General features: G+C 65.0%; 14 protein-coding genes. 8 read left to right on the top strand and 6 right to left on the bottom strand.

What is annotated here, in order from left to right; all coding sequences use genetic code 11:
• Nucleotides 1-6 precede the first annotated feature (6 nt).
• Nucleotides 7-1,056 (top strand): Leu/Phe/Val dehydrogenase, encoded by a 1,050-nt coding sequence (locus tag FHS54_RS04385; RefSeq protein ID WP_167302533.1) that lies wholly within the window; start codon nt 7-9, stop codon nt 1,054-1,056.
• 104 nt (nt 1,057-1,160) lie between these two features.
• On the top strand, nt 1,161-1,298 hold the full coding sequence (locus FHS54_RS04380; RefSeq protein ID WP_167302532.1) for a hypothetical protein: 138 nt from the start codon (nt 1,161-1,163) through the stop codon (nt 1,296-1,298).
• Nucleotides 1,299-1,360: 62 nt separating this feature from the next.
• Here the strand turns inward: FHS54_RS04380 and FHS54_RS04375 are convergent, their stop codons facing one another.
• Nucleotides 1,361-2,263: a LysR substrate-binding domain-containing protein gene (locus tag FHS54_RS04375; RefSeq protein WP_167302531.1), complete on the bottom strand. Its 903-nt coding sequence runs from the start codon at nt 2,261-2,263 to the stop codon at nt 1,361-1,363.
• 98 nt (nt 2,264-2,361) lie between these two features.
• Here FHS54_RS04375 and FHS54_RS04370 point away from each other — a divergent pair, with 98 nt between their 5' ends.
• From FHS54_RS04370 to FHS54_RS04345, 6 genes are read left to right on the top strand one after another with little or no spacing between them, the layout of a single operon-like run.
• Nucleotides 2,362-3,381: a DUF1338 domain-containing protein gene (locus FHS54_RS04370; RefSeq protein WP_167302530.1), complete on the top strand. Its 1,020-nt coding sequence runs from the start codon at nt 2,362-2,364 to the stop codon at nt 3,379-3,381.
• Nucleotides 3,378-4,829 carry an FAD-binding oxidoreductase gene (locus tag FHS54_RS04365; protein WP_167302529.1) on the top strand — a complete coding sequence of 484 codons (1,452 nt, stop codon included), beginning with the start codon at nt 3,378-3,380 and terminating at the stop codon, nt 4,827-4,829. The genes FHS54_RS04370 and FHS54_RS04365 overlap by 4 nt, the downstream gene beginning before the upstream one ends.
• Before the next feature lie 8 nt (nt 4,830-4,837).
• Nucleotides 4,838-6,034 carry an aspartate aminotransferase family protein gene (locus FHS54_RS04360; RefSeq protein ID WP_167302528.1) on the top strand — a complete coding sequence of 399 codons (1,197 nt, stop codon included), beginning with the start codon at nt 4,838-4,840 and terminating at the stop codon, nt 6,032-6,034.
• Complete coding sequence (locus FHS54_RS04355; RefSeq protein WP_167302527.1) at nt 6,035-7,051, top strand: arginine N-succinyltransferase; 1,017 nt, start codon at nt 6,035-6,037, stop codon at nt 7,049-7,051.
• A gap of 2 nt (nt 7,052-7,053) precedes the next feature.
• Nucleotides 7,054-8,454 carry a succinylglutamate-semialdehyde dehydrogenase gene (gene astD / locus FHS54_RS04350; protein ID WP_208404785.1) on the top strand — a complete coding sequence of 467 codons (1,401 nt, stop codon included), beginning with the start codon at nt 7,054-7,056 and terminating at the stop codon, nt 8,452-8,454.
• Nucleotides 8,451-9,686 (top strand): hydrolase, encoded by a 1,236-nt coding sequence (locus FHS54_RS04345; protein WP_243855606.1) that lies wholly within the window; start codon nt 8,451-8,453, stop codon nt 9,684-9,686. The genes astD and FHS54_RS04345 overlap by 4 nt, the downstream gene beginning before the upstream one ends.
• Nucleotides 9,687-9,699: 13 nt before the next feature.
• Here FHS54_RS04345 and FHS54_RS04340 read toward each other — a convergent pair whose 3' ends face one another.
• From FHS54_RS04340 to FHS54_RS04320, 5 genes are read right to left on the bottom strand one after another with little or no spacing between them, the layout of a single operon-like run.
• Nucleotides 9,700-11,226 (bottom strand): S10 family peptidase, encoded by a 1,527-nt coding sequence (locus tag FHS54_RS04340; RefSeq protein ID WP_167302525.1) that lies wholly within the window; start codon nt 11,224-11,226, stop codon nt 9,700-9,702.
• 18 nt (nt 11,227-11,244) lie between these two features.
• Nucleotides 11,245-11,976 carry a helix-turn-helix transcriptional regulator gene (locus tag FHS54_RS04335; RefSeq protein WP_167302524.1) on the bottom strand — a complete coding sequence of 244 codons (732 nt, stop codon included), beginning with the start codon at nt 11,974-11,976 and terminating at the stop codon, nt 11,245-11,247.
• A gap of 29 nt (nt 11,977-12,005) precedes the next feature.
• A complete protein-coding gene (locus tag FHS54_RS04330) occupies nt 12,006-13,295 on the bottom strand; it encodes a metal-dependent hydrolase family protein (protein ID WP_208404735.1) in 1,290 nt (429 codons plus the stop codon).
• A complete protein-coding gene (locus FHS54_RS04325) occupies nt 13,292-14,758 on the bottom strand; it encodes a S10 family serine carboxypeptidase-like protein (protein WP_167302523.1) in 1,467 nt (488 codons plus the stop codon). The genes FHS54_RS04330 and FHS54_RS04325 overlap by 4 nt, the downstream gene beginning before the upstream one ends.
• A complete protein-coding gene (locus FHS54_RS04320) occupies nt 14,755-16,119 on the bottom strand; it encodes an MFS transporter (protein WP_167302522.1) in 1,365 nt (454 codons plus the stop codon). Before FHS54_RS04320 ends, FHS54_RS04325 begins: the two co-directional genes overlap by 4 nt.
• Nucleotides 16,120-16,126: the final 7 nt, after the last annotated feature.

Below are 16,126 nucleotides of genomic sequence, written 5' to 3'. Positions count from 1 at the left end.
GACATCATGACATTGCAAGTCCCCGACGCCCGACCCGAAGAGGTCATCGCACTGGACCACCCGCAAAGCGGCCTGCGGGGCTTCATCGTCGTTCATTCAACCGCCTTGGGCCAGGGTGCAGGCGGCTGCCGATTGTGGACCTACGAGGATGACGAAGCCGCGCTGGCCGATGCGCTTCGCCTGGCCGAAGGGATGACACTTAAGAACGCGCTGGCAGGCCTGCCCTTCGGCGGTGCCAAGGCCGTGATCCGACGTCCTGAAGGCGACTTCGACCGGCAAGCGATGTTCCGCGCCTTCGGGGAAGCGGTGGAGGCGCTTCAGGGTCGCTACGTGACCGCGGAGGATGTCGGCACCAACATCACGGACATGCAAAATATAGCAAGCCAAACTGCCTATGTCGCTGGCCTCGCCAAACAGGGCGGTCGTGCGGGGGGTGATCCCTCCCCATGGACGGCGCTTGGCATTTTCGAGGCGATGAAAGCTGCCGCAGACCATGGGCTGGGTTCCGGGGTGGCGGGCCTGCGCGTAGCGGTGCAGGGCGTCGGCAATGTGGGCGAGGGTCTGTGCGCGCTGCTGGCCGAAGCGGGCGCGCATCTGGTGGTCGCCGATATCGATCCCCGGCGTGCGGAGCGCATGCGTGAAGCGTATCGCGCGGAGGTCGTCGGGATAGACGCGATAGCAGAAACGAATGCCGACATATTCGCACCCTGCGCTTTGGGCGGCGTGCTGACGCCTGATAGCGTGTCCCGCATAGCCGCCCGCGTCATATGCGGCGGGGCCAACAACCAACTGTCCAGCCCAGACGTTGCCGAAATGCTGATGGCGCGGAACATTTCCTACGTTCCCGACTATGTTGCCAACGCTGGCGGCATCATCAACGTGTCCGCCGAATATCTGAATGAAGAAGCGGATCAGGTTCGCGACCGCGTCCTGGCCATCGGGCCGCGCACGCGCCTGATTCTGGACCAGGCATCAGCGCAGGGGGTGTCGCCCGCAATAGTAGCCGATGCCGCCGCGCGCCGGATCGTGGAGGCGGCCCGTGCCGTAAGCGCATGACAGCCATATTCGAGGTTCGGGCAATAGTGGACCCACAGTCGCTTTGCCGGATCCTCGGACATTTTTCACAGGCTTGGGTGACGCCCCGCAATGTGGAGGCGCATATGGAGGATGATATCCTGATCTGCCGGTGCGTCATCGACGCCATTGATCAGGTGACGGCCATACGGATTGCGCACAAGCTGGAAGCATCGCCCCTGATACTGGCTGCTCAGGTGGGGTTTGCCTCATGCGACGGCTGAAGGGCGCTGTGCGAACGGGATCAAGCAGGTTGCGTAACTTGCTGATTTTCCACGATGTGGAGTCAGCCGACCCAGCCCTGACTCTGTTGCGCTATCCACGTCCCAAAGTCGCTCAGCCCCGCATGGCCCTCCCAGCCTGGACGTCTCACGAGATAATAGGCGTCTTCGGTCGAAAGCGTCTGGGCAAAGGGAGTGGCCAGGGTGCCTGCTTCAAGCTCGGGCTCGATCAGAAAGCGTGGGATCAGCGCCGCGCCCGCGCCCGCCGCCGCTGTTTGCGCGAGCATCAGGAAATGTTCGAACGTCGCACCTTTGAGGGGTGGCAGATCGACGATCCCCGCTTCCGCGAACCATCGGTTCCATGCCGACGGACGCGACGATTGGAACAAGAGCGCTTTGGTCAGCAGGTCGGACGGCTGCACGATCTTGTGATCGGCCAGCCATCCCGGCGCGGCCACTACGACGGCCTCTTCCCGAAACAGAAACAGATGGTCGGCATCGGGCCAGTCCGGGCGACCGAAATGGATCGCCGCATCGAAACCTTCTTCGGCAAGGTCGAAGGGGAAAGAGCGGGCGGCAAAGTTCACGGTCATGTCGGGATATTGCGCGGTCAGGTCCGGCAGGCGCGGGGCGAGCCAGCGCATGCCGAAGCTGGGCAGGGTAGCAATGTTCAGCCTGCGCCCCGAATGGAGCATCAAAGCCTGTTCGGTCGCCGCCCTGATCCGATCGAGGGCAGGCCGGATTTGATCCGCGAACGCCTGGCCTGCGGGGTTGAGGACGACGCGGCGGCCCCTGCGTTCGAACAGCGGGGTTTGCAGCCAATCCTCAAGGATCGCGATCTGACGGCTCACCGCGCTTTGCGTCAGGCCGACCTGCTCGCCCGCGCGCGAGAAGCTGCCATGGCGGGCGGCGGCGGCAAAGCTGTTGAGCGCGGCCATGGGCGGCAGCAAGCGGCGACCCTCATTCATTCCAAATACGCATTAACAGATGATCCTATTCCGTTTTGGAAACATCGCTATGCAAGGCATTATACCGATATCGATCAATGCGGCGATGGAAATATGATATGATGTTCGAGAATGAAGGGGTGCGGCGATTGGTTATCGCCATGTTGGGCGAGGAAGGCGGATGCCGCACTCTCGACCTGCTGACCCCCATGATGACGGAGGAGATCGCGGCATCGGGTGACGTCACCCGCGCGCAGATCGCCGCAGCGATGAACATCGTGTTGTTTGCAGGGCTGCTGGACCGGGTGCCGAGCGCGGCGGGCTATGTCGGTGACGCGGTGGCGAGCGGCCGCCGCCTGTGCTTCGATCATGGTGCGATCCGCACTATCGCCTTTGCGCAGGGGGGAACTGGTGCGCTGCCACGCGGCGAACAGGCGTTTCGCCGCTTCCTTGAACCGCTCGGTTATGAGGATGCTGCGACCTATCCGCTGCCCGCGTTGCGGATGACGGGCCGCGCCTATCGCCATCGCGACTTTCCCGAAACCATTCCCCAGTTCTTCGTCAGCGAACTGCATGTCGATCAGTTCGATGAAGAGTTCGGGGCGGTCGCCGATCGCGTGTTCGGCACGTCGCGCGACCCGCTGGATGCCGAGGCGGTGGCGGCGCTCGATCGTCTCGCTGCCGGACAAACTATCCCTTTCGACAGCGCGGTTGCGATGCTGCCGACGCTGGTCGCCGCCTTTGGCTGTCATCATGCGCCCTGCACTCTCGAGGATTATGAGCGGCTGCGCAGCGTCTCTGCCGAAGCCGCCTGGATCGCGACCGAAGGCAATGCCTTCAACCATGCGACCGATCGCGTCGCCGACGTCGTTGCGCTGGCCGAAGAACAGCGCGCGTTGGGCCGCCCGATCAAGGATAAGGTTGAATTTTCCCGCACTGGTCGCGTGCGCCAGACCGCGTTCCGCGCCGATATGGTGGAGCGCTGCTTTGCCACCGCTTCGGGCGAGGAGCTTCGAAGGATGGTGCCCGGCTCCTTCTACGAATTCATCAGCCGCGACGTTGATCCGGCGACGGGGGCGCTCGACCTGTCCTTCGACAGCGGCAATGCGACCGGCATTTTTCACATGACGAAGCAATGAGCGTCGGCTCATCTCTGATCCCCGGCTTGATCGACCGGATGTGCGGCGTGGTAGGCCCGGACCATGTCCTGACCATCCCGGACGACATCGCCCCCTATCGGTTCGACGGTCGGGGCGAGGGCGGCGGGGTGCCCGATGCGGTCGTTCGCCCGGATTGCGCCCAACAGGTGTCCGCGCTGGTCGCGCTCGCGGCGGAAACCGGTATGCGGATCGTGGTGCAGGGCGGTCGCACCGGCCTGATGGGGGCGGGGCTGTCGCGGGAGAATGTGCAGCCGGGGGAAAGTGGTGGCGATATCGTCCTGAACCTGGACCGGCTGAACCGCCATATCGATATCGATCCAGCCAACCGCACCGCAACCGTCGACGCCGGTGTGCGCCTGAGCGCGCTCAACGCGGCGGCGGCGGAACACGGGCTGTTCTTCCCCATCGACCTGGGGGCGGACCCGTCGATCGGCGGCATGATCGCTGCCAATACAGGTGGCGCGCGCCTGCTGCGCTATGGCGACGTGCGCACCAATCTGATGGCGGTTGACATGGTCCGCGCCGACGCGGCGGGTACGATGCTGTCGCTCGGCGCGCCGTTGTGGAAGAATAATAGCGGCCTCGATCTCAAGCAATTGCTGGTGGGCAGCGGTGGATCGATGGGCATTGTGACGCGCGCGACGGTGGCGCTTCAGCCATTGCCATCTGTTCAGATGACGGCGCTGGTCGCGCTGCGCGATGCCGACGCGGCCTTGCCGCTATTGCTGGAGCTGGAGGCGCAATTCGGGACGCTGCTGACCGCGTTTGAGGGAATCAGCGCGCATGCGATGACGGCAGCGCTCACCCATGTGCAGACGCTGCGCGCGCCGTTCGCGGCGGTGCCCGATTATGCGGTGCTGATCGAATTGTCCGCCGGTGCCGCGCTGGACGCGGCGATGCTGGAGGAAAAGCTGGGTACGGTGCTCGAGCCGATGATGATGGCGGTCGACGCTGCCATCGTGGACATCGCCATCGATCATAGGGGACGGCTTTGGGCGATCCGCCACGCGCTGACCGAAGGATTGCGGGCGGCGGGCGCAGTGGTCGCGTGCGACATCGCGTTGCGGCGCGGCGATGTCATGCGTTTTCGCAGCGCGATGGCGGCTCGACTAGGGACGGAAACGCCCGCGCTGGTCCCGCACGACTTCGGCCATATCGGCGATGGCGGCCTCCACTATAATTTGGTCTGGCCCCGTCATGCCGGGCCGCCCGACCAAGCGGTAATGGATCACGCGCGGGCATCGGTCTTCGCCTGCGTGGTCGATGAATTTGGCGGCAGCTTCAGCGCCGAACATGGCGTCGGCCCTCGCAATATCAAACATTACGCCCGGTTCGTGGCGAGCGACGTCCGCCGCCTGTCCGGCGAAGTCCAGCGACTGCTGGCTCCGGTCCCGCTGGGACGGATCGATTTTGGAACGATGGAGTGACGAGCATCATGTCGAGCGACCTCATGGCGGTCTATAACCGCGCGCCGGTGGAAGTGGAGCGGGGCGAAGGCGTGTGGCTGCACACGACCGACGGGCGAACCTTCCTCGATTGCGTGGCGGGGATCGCGACCAACAGCCTGGGCCACGCGCACCCCGCGCTGGTGGAGGCGCTGAACCGCCAAGCGGACAAATTATGGCATGTGTCCAACATCTTCCGCATTCCGGGGCAGGAAGCGCTGGCGACCAGGCTGGTCGACAATAGTTTCGCCGATGTCGTGTTCTTCGGCAATTCGGGTTCCGAAGCGGTTGAATGCGCCCTCAAGACCGCGCGGCGTTACCATGCGGTCAGCGGCGCGCCGGAGCGCATCGACATCTTCGGGTTCGCCGGTTCTTTCCACGGCCGCACCTATGCCGCGATCAACGCGTCGGGAAACCCGGCCTATGTCGAAGGCTTCGGTCCGCGTCTGCCGGGCTATGAGCAGCTGGACGTAGATGACATCGCCGGTATCGAGGCAGCAATCCGCCGTCCCGCTGCCGCCGCCGTTATCGTGGAGCCGGTGCAGGGCGAAGGCGGCGCCCGCGCTCTGGACGAGGCATGGCTGCGCCGGGTGCGCCAGCTGTGCGACGAAACCGGCACGCTCCTGATCTTCGACGAAGTGCAATGCGGCATGGGGCGCACGGGCAAGCTGTTCGCGCATCAATGGTTCGACGGCCTCGCTCCCGACATCATGGCAGTGGCCAAGGCGCTGGGGGGTGGCTTTCCGGTCGGCGCCTGCCTCGCCACCGCCAAAGCTGCCAAAGGAATGACCACTGGCGTCCACGGGTCGACCTTTGGCGGCAATCCGCTCGCCATGGCGGTCGGCACGGCGGCGTTCGACCTGATCGCGCAGGATGCGACGATGGCCAACGTGCTGTCGGTGTCGCAATTGCTCAAGGACAGGCTGGGCGATCTGGTCGCGCGCTATCCCGATATCGCGGTGGACGTGCGGGGCAAGGGACTGCTGATCGGCGTCAAGCTGATCCCCAACAACCGCGAGATGATGGCGACGGCGCGGGATCACGGGTTGCTGGTCGCGGGCGGCGGCGAAAATTGCATCCGCTTGCTCCCCTCACTGCTTATCGCCGCGCAGGAGGCGGAGGATGCCGTCGCGCGGCTGGAGGTGGCGTTTGCGGAGACGCGCGCAAATCTGGCGAAGGCCGCCTGAATGCTGGTGGTGCGACCGGCGGGACCGGCGGACATCGACGCATTGATGGAACTCGCCTTCCTGTCCGGTCGCGGCTTCACCAGCCTGCCGGAGGATAGGGGCACGCTGAGCGAACGGCTGGCGCTGTCGGCGGAGAGCTTTGCCGGCCAAGTCGAGCCGCGCGACGCGTGGTACGTGCTGATGCTGGAAAATGACGAGACGGGCCGGGTCGAAGGCGTGGCCGGGGTAAAAGGCGGCGTCGGGGTCAAGCGACCGCATTTTTCCTTCCGCGTAGTGACGTTGGCGCAATATTCGTCGGCCACGGCGACCCGCTTCGACCATAAGGCGCTGGTGCTGGTCAACGAATGCAGCGACTGTTCGGAAGTGGGGTCACTGTTCCTGCGCCCCGGAAAGCGGCAGAGCGGGGCAGGGGCGCTGCTCGCCCGCTCGCGCTATCTGCTAATTGGAGCGGATCGGGCGCGCTTTTGCGACACCATCATGGCGGAACTGCGCGGCTGGTTCGACGAAGCCGATGTCAGCCCGTTCTGGGAGGGGATAGCCAGCAAATTCTTCCGCCTGCCATTCGAGGAGGCGGATCGCATGATCACCTCCACCGACGGCCAGTTCATACTGGATCTGGCGCCCCGGCACCCCATCTACATGGAGCTGGTCGAGAAGGCGGCGCGCGAGGCGATCGGTTCGGTTCACCGGCATGGCGTCCCTGCGCTGCGGATGCTGGAGCAGGAAGGGTTCCAACAGTCCGGCTTGGTCGACATTTTTGACGGCGGCCCGACGATGACGTGCCGCCGCGATGCCATCCGCACCATTACCGGAACACGGCGGGCGACACTGAACATCGCTGACGATAGCGACGGAGACCAAGACATGCAGGACAGGCTGATCTCTACCGACAGCATTGCGCAGTTCCGCGCGGTGCGCGCGCCTGTGCGGGTGGAGGGGGCGGAGGCGTTCGTCTCGTCCGCTACCGCAGCGCTGCTGCGAGTGGATGCGGGCGCTGTGGTACAGGTGAGCGCGTGAGCATGTTCCGATCGATCGATCCCGCCACCGGGGAAAGTGTGTGGGAAGGGGGCGTGGCGGATGCAGCGGCCTGCGCAAGCGCGGTGGCGCGGGCGCGGGCTGCGTTTCTAGGCTGGGCCGCAACGCCGGTCGAAGGACGTGTCGCGATCGCGCGCCGCTATGCCGACGCGCTGAAGGCGGATGCCGAGGAACTGGCCGTGATCATCTCGCGCGAAAACGGCAAGCTGCTGTGGGAAAGCCGTGCCGAGGTCGGCGCGATGGTGGGGAAGGTCGAAATCTCCATCACTGCGCAGGCGGAGCGCGCCGGAACGCGCGAGCAGGCGATGCCGTTTGGCCGTGCCGTGCTGCGCCATCGCCCGCACGGGGTGATGGTCGTGCTTGGCCCCTATAATTTCCCCGGCCACTTGCCCAACGGCCACATCGTGCCTGCGCTGCTGGCGGGTAACAGCGTGGTGTTCAAGCCGTCGGAGGAAGCGCCTGCAACAGCCGAGCGGATGCGGCAGGCATGGCGGTTGGCCGGGTTGCCCGAAGACGTATTGCAAGTGGTGCAGGGCGACCGGCACACCGGCGCGGCGCTGCTAGAGGCCGATATCGACGGCCTGCTCTTCACCGGGTCGGCGGCGGCGGGTGCGCATTTCCGCCGCGCTTTTGCTGACCGGCCTGCCGTGTTGCTGGCGCTGGAGCTTGGCGGCAACAACCCCCTGATTGCCTGGGACGGCGAGCCTGAAGCGGTCGCGGCGCAAGTCGTCCACTCTGCCTTCATCACCACCGGCCAGCGCTGTTCCTGCGCGCGACGGCTGATCGTGCCGACCGGTGCGACCGGGGACGCGATGGTCGAGGCGGTCGTGGCGCTTGCCGCGCGGTTGCCCGTCGCGGCGTGGAACGATCCGGGTGGGGCGTTCATGGGGCCGCTGGTTTCAGCACGCGCTGCTGATGGCGCCCGCGCTTCGCTCGACGCGCTGCTAGCCGCGGGCGCGCAGCCTTTGCTCGCCGGGCGGGCGCTGGAAGGACGGAGTGCCGCTTTCATGACGCCGGCCATCGTGGAAACGACCGGGGTCGATGTGCCCGATGGTGAGATCTTCGCCCCAGTGCTTCAGGTGCGCCGCGCCGACAATTTCGACGCTGCCATCGCCCAAGCTAATGCCACCACTTATGGCCTGTCCGCCGGGCTGATCTGCGGCGATGAATCCCTGTGGCAGCGTTTCGCCATGCACATCAGGGCTGGGGTCGTGAACTGGAACCGGCCCACCACGGGCGCGGCGTCCGCGATGCCGTTCGGCGGGCTGGGGCAATCGGGCAACCACCGGCCCAGCGCTTATTATGCCGCCGACTATTGCGCCTATCCCGCCGCCAGTTTCGAAGCTAATCAGGTCGAAGCGTTGGCGGTTCCGGGGCTGACATGACAGATGGCGACCTACCCCTGATGGACATCGGCCCGGATCGCGCGGTGGTCGAGGCCGCCTGCGCCGCGCCGATGCTGGATCAAGTGCTGGCATGGTCCGCGATCAACAGCGGATCGCGCAACCTGACGGGCCTTAAGACGGTGGCATCGGGACTGGCTGACGCCTTTTCAGTGCTGCCCGGCGAAATGACTATGTCCGGCGCGGCGGCGGTGACCTCCGTCGATGCGGACGGGCGCGAAAATGCGATGCCGTTGGGTGACAACATATTGCTGACTGTGCGACCCGAAGCGCCGCTGCAACTTTTGTTCACCGGCCACATGGACACGGTCTTTCCAGCTGACAGCGCCTTTCGCCACTGCCGGATGGACGGCGATCTGCTGAACGGGCCGGGCGTTGCCGACATGAAGGGCGGCATCGCGGTGATGTTGGCGGCGTTGCGGGCTTTCGAAGGGTCGCCGCTGCATGATCGTATCGGCTATCAAGTCGTGCTGAACAGCGATGAAGAGATCGGCTCGCCCGGTTCCGCCCCGCTGTTGAGGCAGGCGGCGCAGGGTAAGCAAGCCGCCTTCACTTATGAACCATCAGCCTTGCCGGACGGCACGCTGGCGGGCGCGCGACCCGGCAGCGGCAATTTCTCGATCATCGTGACGGGCCGCAGCGCCCACGCCGGGCGCAATCCGGCGGACGGGCGCAACGCTTTGCTGGCGGCGGCGGACATCGCTCTGCGGCTGGAACAGCTGGTGGGGGAAGGGCTTTCGGTCAATCCGGCGCGGATCGACGGTGGCGGCCCCAACAATGTCGTGCCCGATCATGCGATCCTGCGCGTCAATATTCGCCCCGTATCGGCGGAGCGCCAGCAATTGGCGGAAGCGTCAATGGCGCACATCATCGGCGAGGTCGCCCGGATGCGCGACGTATCGATCCACATTCATGGCGGCTTTGGCCGCCCGCCCAAAACGCTCGATGCCCAGGCGCTCGCCCTGCTCGACCTCGTCAGCGCCTGTGGCCGCAGGCTGGCGCAGCGCATCGGCTGGCGCGACACTGGCGGTGTTTGCGACGGCAATAATATCGCGGCATGCGGCGTGCCGGTGGTGGACACGATGGGCGTGCGCGGTGGAGCAATCCACTCGCCGGACGAATATCTGATCGTGCCTAGCCTGGCCGAGCGGGCCAGCCTGACGGCGCTGTTGCTCTGTACCCTCGCGCGTGAGGGCATGCCGCGCCTCACCTGAAACAAGCGGCGGCTTAGGGTTGCCTGGCGGTTCCCGACGACGCGCGGATAAAGGCGCGCAGGTCGCGCGCGATCAACGCCCGCGACGGTCCCATATAGGGCATATGGCCCGATTCATAATGGTGCAGCGATGTCGCTTCGGCAGGGATTCCCGAATGGGCGAGCACATATTCCGCTGCGCCGGGCGGCGTCGCTAGATCGTAAAGGCCCGCCGCCACGAATAGCCGGAGCGCGGGGTTGCGGCGCATCGCGGTGGCGAGGGCATCGGCATAGTTGCCCGATGGGCCGACCCCGCTTCCCTGTCCCCAATCCCACTTGCTATTGATGTCGAAATCGATGGGAATGTAGCGCTCGGTGTTAGGTGCCTTGAGCTCTGACGACAGATAGTCGTTGAGGGCCGCGACATAGCCCGGCACATATTGCGCCATGGCGGGATCGTCGCTGACCGAATCCCCGCCGTTCGCCGCCAGCGGCAGGACATAGCGGCCATCGTAGAAACCGATCTGTTTCCCCTCGCCGCGCAGCAATTCGCTCATGAACATGAGCGGCGTCACGCGCAGATTATGTTCCAGGATAAAATCGACGCCAAGGCCGGTCAGGTCGCTCAGCCGTGTCGCGATCGCGCGGCGGCGCTCTGGCGACAGGCGGTCGCCCTCGAACAGGGCCTGGACATAGTCGTCGCGCGCGAAGCGGGTCGCGGCGGCATAGGCGTCCTGCACCGAATAAGTGGTGCGCTTGTGATAGGCGGCGGTCGCGGCCATCGTGGACAGGCCTGTAAGCGGCGCGCGATCGTCGCCGCTACCCCCGTTCATGAAGTCGAGCACCTGGCCCAGCAGGATGACGCCGTTCAGCGTTACGGCCTCCATCCGCCCGGCTTCCGTGCCTGCAAGCGCGCGCGCGACGGCGGCGGCACGGATGCTGCCATAGCTTTCGCCCATCAGATATTTGGGCGCGTTCCACCGCTTGTTCCGGCGCAGCCAGTCCTGAATGAAGGCAACGGTCAGGTCGGCGTCGCCCTTCAGGCTGAAATAGCGTTTGCGCTCTGCCCCATCTGCGCGGCTGAATCCCGTTCCCGGGGGATCGAACAGGACGACGTCCGCGACGTCGAGCAGGCTGTCGGGGTTGTCAGCCAGTGCAAAGGGCGCGGCGGTTTCGGGCTGGATGTCATTGGTGAAAGCGGCGCGGCGGGGACCGACCAGGCCCATGTGCAGCCAGACGGACGATGATCCGGGGCCGCCGTTGAAGACGAACAGCACCGGTCGGTCGCGGCCCGCATTGGTGGCCACATAGCTGATCGACACGATCCTGCCAGCGGGCTGCCGCTTATCGTCGAACAGCGGCATCTCACCGATGGTCGCGGTGTAGAATATCTTGCGCCCGCCAAACTTGCTCGCATGGTGCGTGACGACGGGATAAGGCGTCGCTACCCCGCCCTTGTCTGCCGCGCCTTCCGCATGGGCGGGCGCAAGGATCGCGATCATCAGCAGAAGAGCGGCCGCGCCCCGCCATACGTGGGCGCCTATCGTGCCAAAGAGCGTCATGCCACCCTGCCGTTCTTTCTAGCTTTTGGATTTCGTGCGAGTCGTCCGGCTCTTTTTCACCGGTGCTTCCTCCGCCGCCTTTGCCCCATCCTCGCGCAGGGAGCGCAGGATATTGTAGAGATTGGCCCGGCCGATGCCGAGCGCGGTCGCGACCATGGGCACGCCGTTGCGCGCCTGAAAGATGTTGGCGGATTCGAACCGTGCGATGATCTGCCGCCGATCCTCGCGCGTCAGGGATGAAACGGATCGGTTCAGGCTGACCAGCTCGTCCCGCATGATGAGGTTGATTTGTTCACGCACGTCGCCCTTGAACAATACGTCGGGCATCGGCGTGGCGGTCGTGGCGAAGGCGCGCAGCATCTCGATCGCGCCGTCAAACTTCGACATGTCGAGGTTGATACACAAAAAGCCCGTGCGCTCACCGTGATCGTCACGCAGCGCGGCGCTGATCGACTTTAACCGGCGCCCGTCCCGCTCCGCCTTGTCATAGGGGCCGATGACCAGCTCATCGGTGCGCAGGCTGGCATCCTGGCCCAGGTTGGACGGGTCGCCGACCTTCCGACTGGAAAAGGCGTTCCATATCCCGGCGATGCGGTCGTTTATCATATCGTGCACGACGACTTCGGCATGGGGATGGAGCAGGGCGGCAATCGCCTGCGTAGTGGAAAAATACGCCGAAAGGTCGGGTGCGGCTTTGGCGGCGGAAATGGCTTTCGCCGGACTCTTGCTGCTGGGACTATGCATGTCCATCTTGTGGCACCTGTCGGCGGCTTTGCCAATCATCTGCCTGCAACCTCCGCGCCGCCCTTCATCACCCAGGCGACGTTGGACAGGATGCTAATGTCGTGCAGCGGGTCGCCATCGACCGCGATCATGTCGGCATAGCGACCGGGGACAAGGCGACCGATATCGGGGGAGCCGATCAGGTCCGCCGCATTCGCCGTCGCCGCCAGGATGGCGTCCGACGCGCTCATTCCTGCCTTCACCATCAGTGGAAATTCCATCGCATTGCCGCCATGGGGGACAAGTCCGGTCGCATCAGTGCCAAAGGCGATGCGGACATGGGCGCGATAGGCCGCGCCAAGCGCCTTGATCGAATAAGGCGTGACCATACTGATCTTTTCCCGAATTTCGGCGGGATAACGGTCGGGATGTTCGCGAAAGGCGATCATCAACGCTTCGGACGTGGCCAGCGTCGGCACGAGTGCGATGCCCTTGGCCTTCGCCATTGTCCAGCTTCTGGCACTGGCGAAATCGCCATGCTCAATTGAATCGACGCCACCGCGCAACGCCGCATCGATTGCTCCTTCGCCCTCCGCATGGGCCGCAACGCGCATCCCCAGGCTATGGGCGGTTTCGACCACGGCGACGATTTCCGCATCGGTCATCAGTTGCCGGTTCGGGTCATCGCCCGGTGATCCTACGCCGCCGCCGGGCATGATCTTGATCAGGGTCGCGCCGCGCCGCTTGTGATCGCGCACCAGCTGGACAAACGCGTCGACGCCATCGGCCACCGCGTTGCGGCGTTCGGGGCTGTCGAGCGCGGCGTCATTGTGGTTGGCGGGGTCGCTATGTCCGCCGGTGGGGCCGATCGCCTCCAGCGCTACGAACATGCGTGGGCCGGGCAAGTCTCCCGCATCGATCGCCTGTTTCAACAACAGGTCGGTCCCGCCATAGGCACCCACGTTGCGCACGCTGGTGAAACCGGCCTCCAGCGTCGCCTGCGCATTGCGGGGGGCGAGCAGGGCCAGGGCTGCGGTGCTGCGATCGGGTGTCGAGGCTGCGATTTTGTAGCTGTTGTCGCTCATGGTCAGGTGGACATGGCAATCGATCAGTCCGGGCAGCACTGTCCGCTGCCGCTGATCGACGATGCGATAGCCGGGCCGTTCGACAAAGCCATCCTCGACCCGTTCGATCCGCTCGCCCGAAACGAAGATGGTGGTTGGGCCGCGCATGCGCCCGTCGGTTGCGTCGAACAGATGCCCAGCCTGGATCGCGACCTGCTGCGCCGAAGCGGGCGCGGCGAAAAGGGCGACGGCTGCCGCCATGCAGAAGCTGAAGCGGATCATTTTCTGTCTCCCGAAGCGCGTGTCGTGAAGGTGCGAAGCGCTGCCAGAAAGGCGCGGCGGCTCTCGCCATTCAGATAGAACATATGCCCGCCGTCATAGCTTGCCAGATCGACGGCATCGCGAGGCAAGTCGATATGCGAAGCGAGATAGTGATCCGCGCCATAGGACCCCGCCGTATCGAACAGCCCGCCCGCGATCATCAACCGCCCGCCGCTGCGCCGCAGGCTTTGCGCGAGCACGCCCATCATGTCGAGACTGCGATAGGGATCGGCCAGCCCGCCATAGCCCCATTGTTCGCCGAGGCTAAGATCGACCAGTCGATAGGCGGACCCATCGACCGGGGACGCGGAAAGGCCCAGCAGCATCTGGTTGGCGCGCGCCGCCGCATCCTCCATCGCGGGGAGCAATATGTCGAAGGACGGGTCCTGCCCCTTGCGCGCCGGGTCGATCGGGGCGGCATAGCGGCTGTCGTAGACGCCCAGCAACCTGCCGTCCTTCGCCAGCGCTAGTTGACGATAGGCGTCCTTGGTCAGGGGCAGGCCGTTCTTATTGAAATGATCGGCGGGCAGGCCGGTGATGCGCGACATCCGCCGTTCCACCGCAGCGCGGCGCGCGATGGACAAATGGTTACCCGCCGCCAGTGCGGGCAGATAATGACCCAGCGCATATTCCTGCGCGGCGGCGGCGCAATTCTTCGGCGCACCTTTCGCCTTCTTCCAATAACAAGCGGTCGCCGCGATGGTCGGCAGGCCGATTGCGGTGCCTAGATCGTTGCCGTTGCGCTGCAGGCTGTTTTCCACCGTGATGGATTGCGAAACGAGGACGACACCCGTGAGACGGATCGGGCTGTCGCCACGCGTCAATGCGTCGGCGACAGCGACGGCGCGTTCGGTGCCATAGCTTTCCCCGATCAGCAGCACTGGCGCGTCGGCCCGGCCATGGCGCGTCAGCCACTCGCGGATCGCGCCCGCGATATAATCCCCGTCGCCGCGCCAATCCTGGACCAGGGCGTTGGGCACCCCGGCGTCAACCCGGCTGAACCCTGTTCCCAGTGGATCGATGAAAACAATGTCCGCCACGTCCCACAGTCCGTCCTTTGCGCGCTCGAGCGGGGGCGAGGGCGGGATGGCTTTGGCCGGATCGTCCGCCAAGACGATGCGCAGGGGGCCAAGCAGGCCCAGTTGCAGCCATCCTGAAGCGGCCCCCGGCCCGCCGTTGAAGGCGAAGATAACGGGTCGGCCAACGTCGCGCTTCGCCGCGACCAGCGACGGCACAACGAGTGTGCCAAGTTTTTTCCCGTCCGGCGCGCGGGCGACGATCTGCTCGACCGTCATGGGGACGGGTTTGGGTGCATGCACTTCCCCCGTCGTCGGGCGGCACAGCGCCGGGGCGCTGACGGCCAGGGTCCCGATAGTCAGGGCGAAGGCGCTCAATGTCCGCCGGAAATACCTGGCCCCGTTCATGCTGTCTCCAGCGCTTTTACGCGCTCTTCATTCAACGGATAGGCCCGCACCAGCAGCGCCGCGATCGCCAGCAGCGCTGCAGGCACGACCGATATGATCACCACCAAACCATCCTGGACACTGGCGGGCTGAACCGCGACCGCGCCCTTGTAACCGATGAAGCCGAGCGAGATCGACAGCATGAACCCGCCCGCCGCCATCGCGCTTTGCTGACAGAATATCCACGCGCCATAGATCGCGCCCTCGCGCCTGTGGCCGCTGTGATACGCGTCATACTCCACCGTATCCGGCACCATCGCATTGGGCAGCAGCAGCAATCCGGCATTGAACGCCCCTGATACCGCCATCAACGGATACATGACCCAGGCATGCGAAGCCGGAATCGCCAGCAGGGACAGCCATGTCGCCGCCATGCCCGCGATGGCGATCAGCAGCACATTCTTCTTGCCCAGCCGCACCGCGGCGCGGTTCCACGCCGGGATGGTGCAGATCGCCGCGATCGAACTGATCGGATAGACCTTGCCCACAAAGGCTTCGGACTGGCCAAGGACGTTGACGGCGTAAAAGATGAGGCTGGAACTGAACAACTCGTCCGCCGCCATGATGCACACATAAGCGATGACCAGCAGGCAGAAGGGCCGATTGTCCAGCATCGCCTGAAACTGCGCACGGTAGCTGACGGGGACATGCGCACTGTCCTCGCGCGAAGGTGCCTTTGCCGTCGTCTTGAACGCGACCAGCCCGCCAAAAATGATGACGGCACCGAAGACCACCCCCGCGACTCGGTAACCCTGTGCCTCGGATGCGAACCACGCCACCAGGATGGGCGTGGTGGTGGCGGCGATGAGGATACCGATTCGCGACACCGACTCCTTCCACGACGCAAGGCTGATGCGGTCGCGGCTGTTACGGGTCATTTCCGCCAGCATTGCGGAATAGGGGACGTGGTAGAGCGTCTGCCCGATCGTCACCAGCATGAACGCCGCAAACAACAGGACGATGCCGGGACGCGGATCGGCCAGCACCGGCAGGCCGAACAACAGGATGAAGGCGATGCCCCAGACCAGCGATCCGCCCAGCAGATAGGGACGGCGACGTCCAAAGCGCGTTCGCGTCCGATCCGACAGCGAACCCATCACCGGATCGAAGAACATGTTGAAAAGACGCGGGAGCAATAGCGCGACCCCGGCCCAGGCAGGCGGGATATGGTGCACGTCGGTCATGAAATAGAGGAGGTAGAAGGACGCGACGCCGATATGGCTGGCGATCGGCAACTGCCCCAGCGCCCATCCGATCTTGACCGAAAATGGCAGTGACATGGCCGTCGCCGCCGGAACGGGACGGGCCAGGTCTTCGGACATATCGCGG

This window comes from Sphingobium vermicomposti (assembly GCF_011762025.1).
Classification (GTDB): Bacteria; Pseudomonadota; Alphaproteobacteria; order Sphingomonadales; family Sphingomonadaceae; genus Sphingobium; species Sphingobium vermicomposti.
Note: the sequence above shows the minus strand (reverse complement) of the source record. Positions and strands in the feature narration are given on the sequence as shown.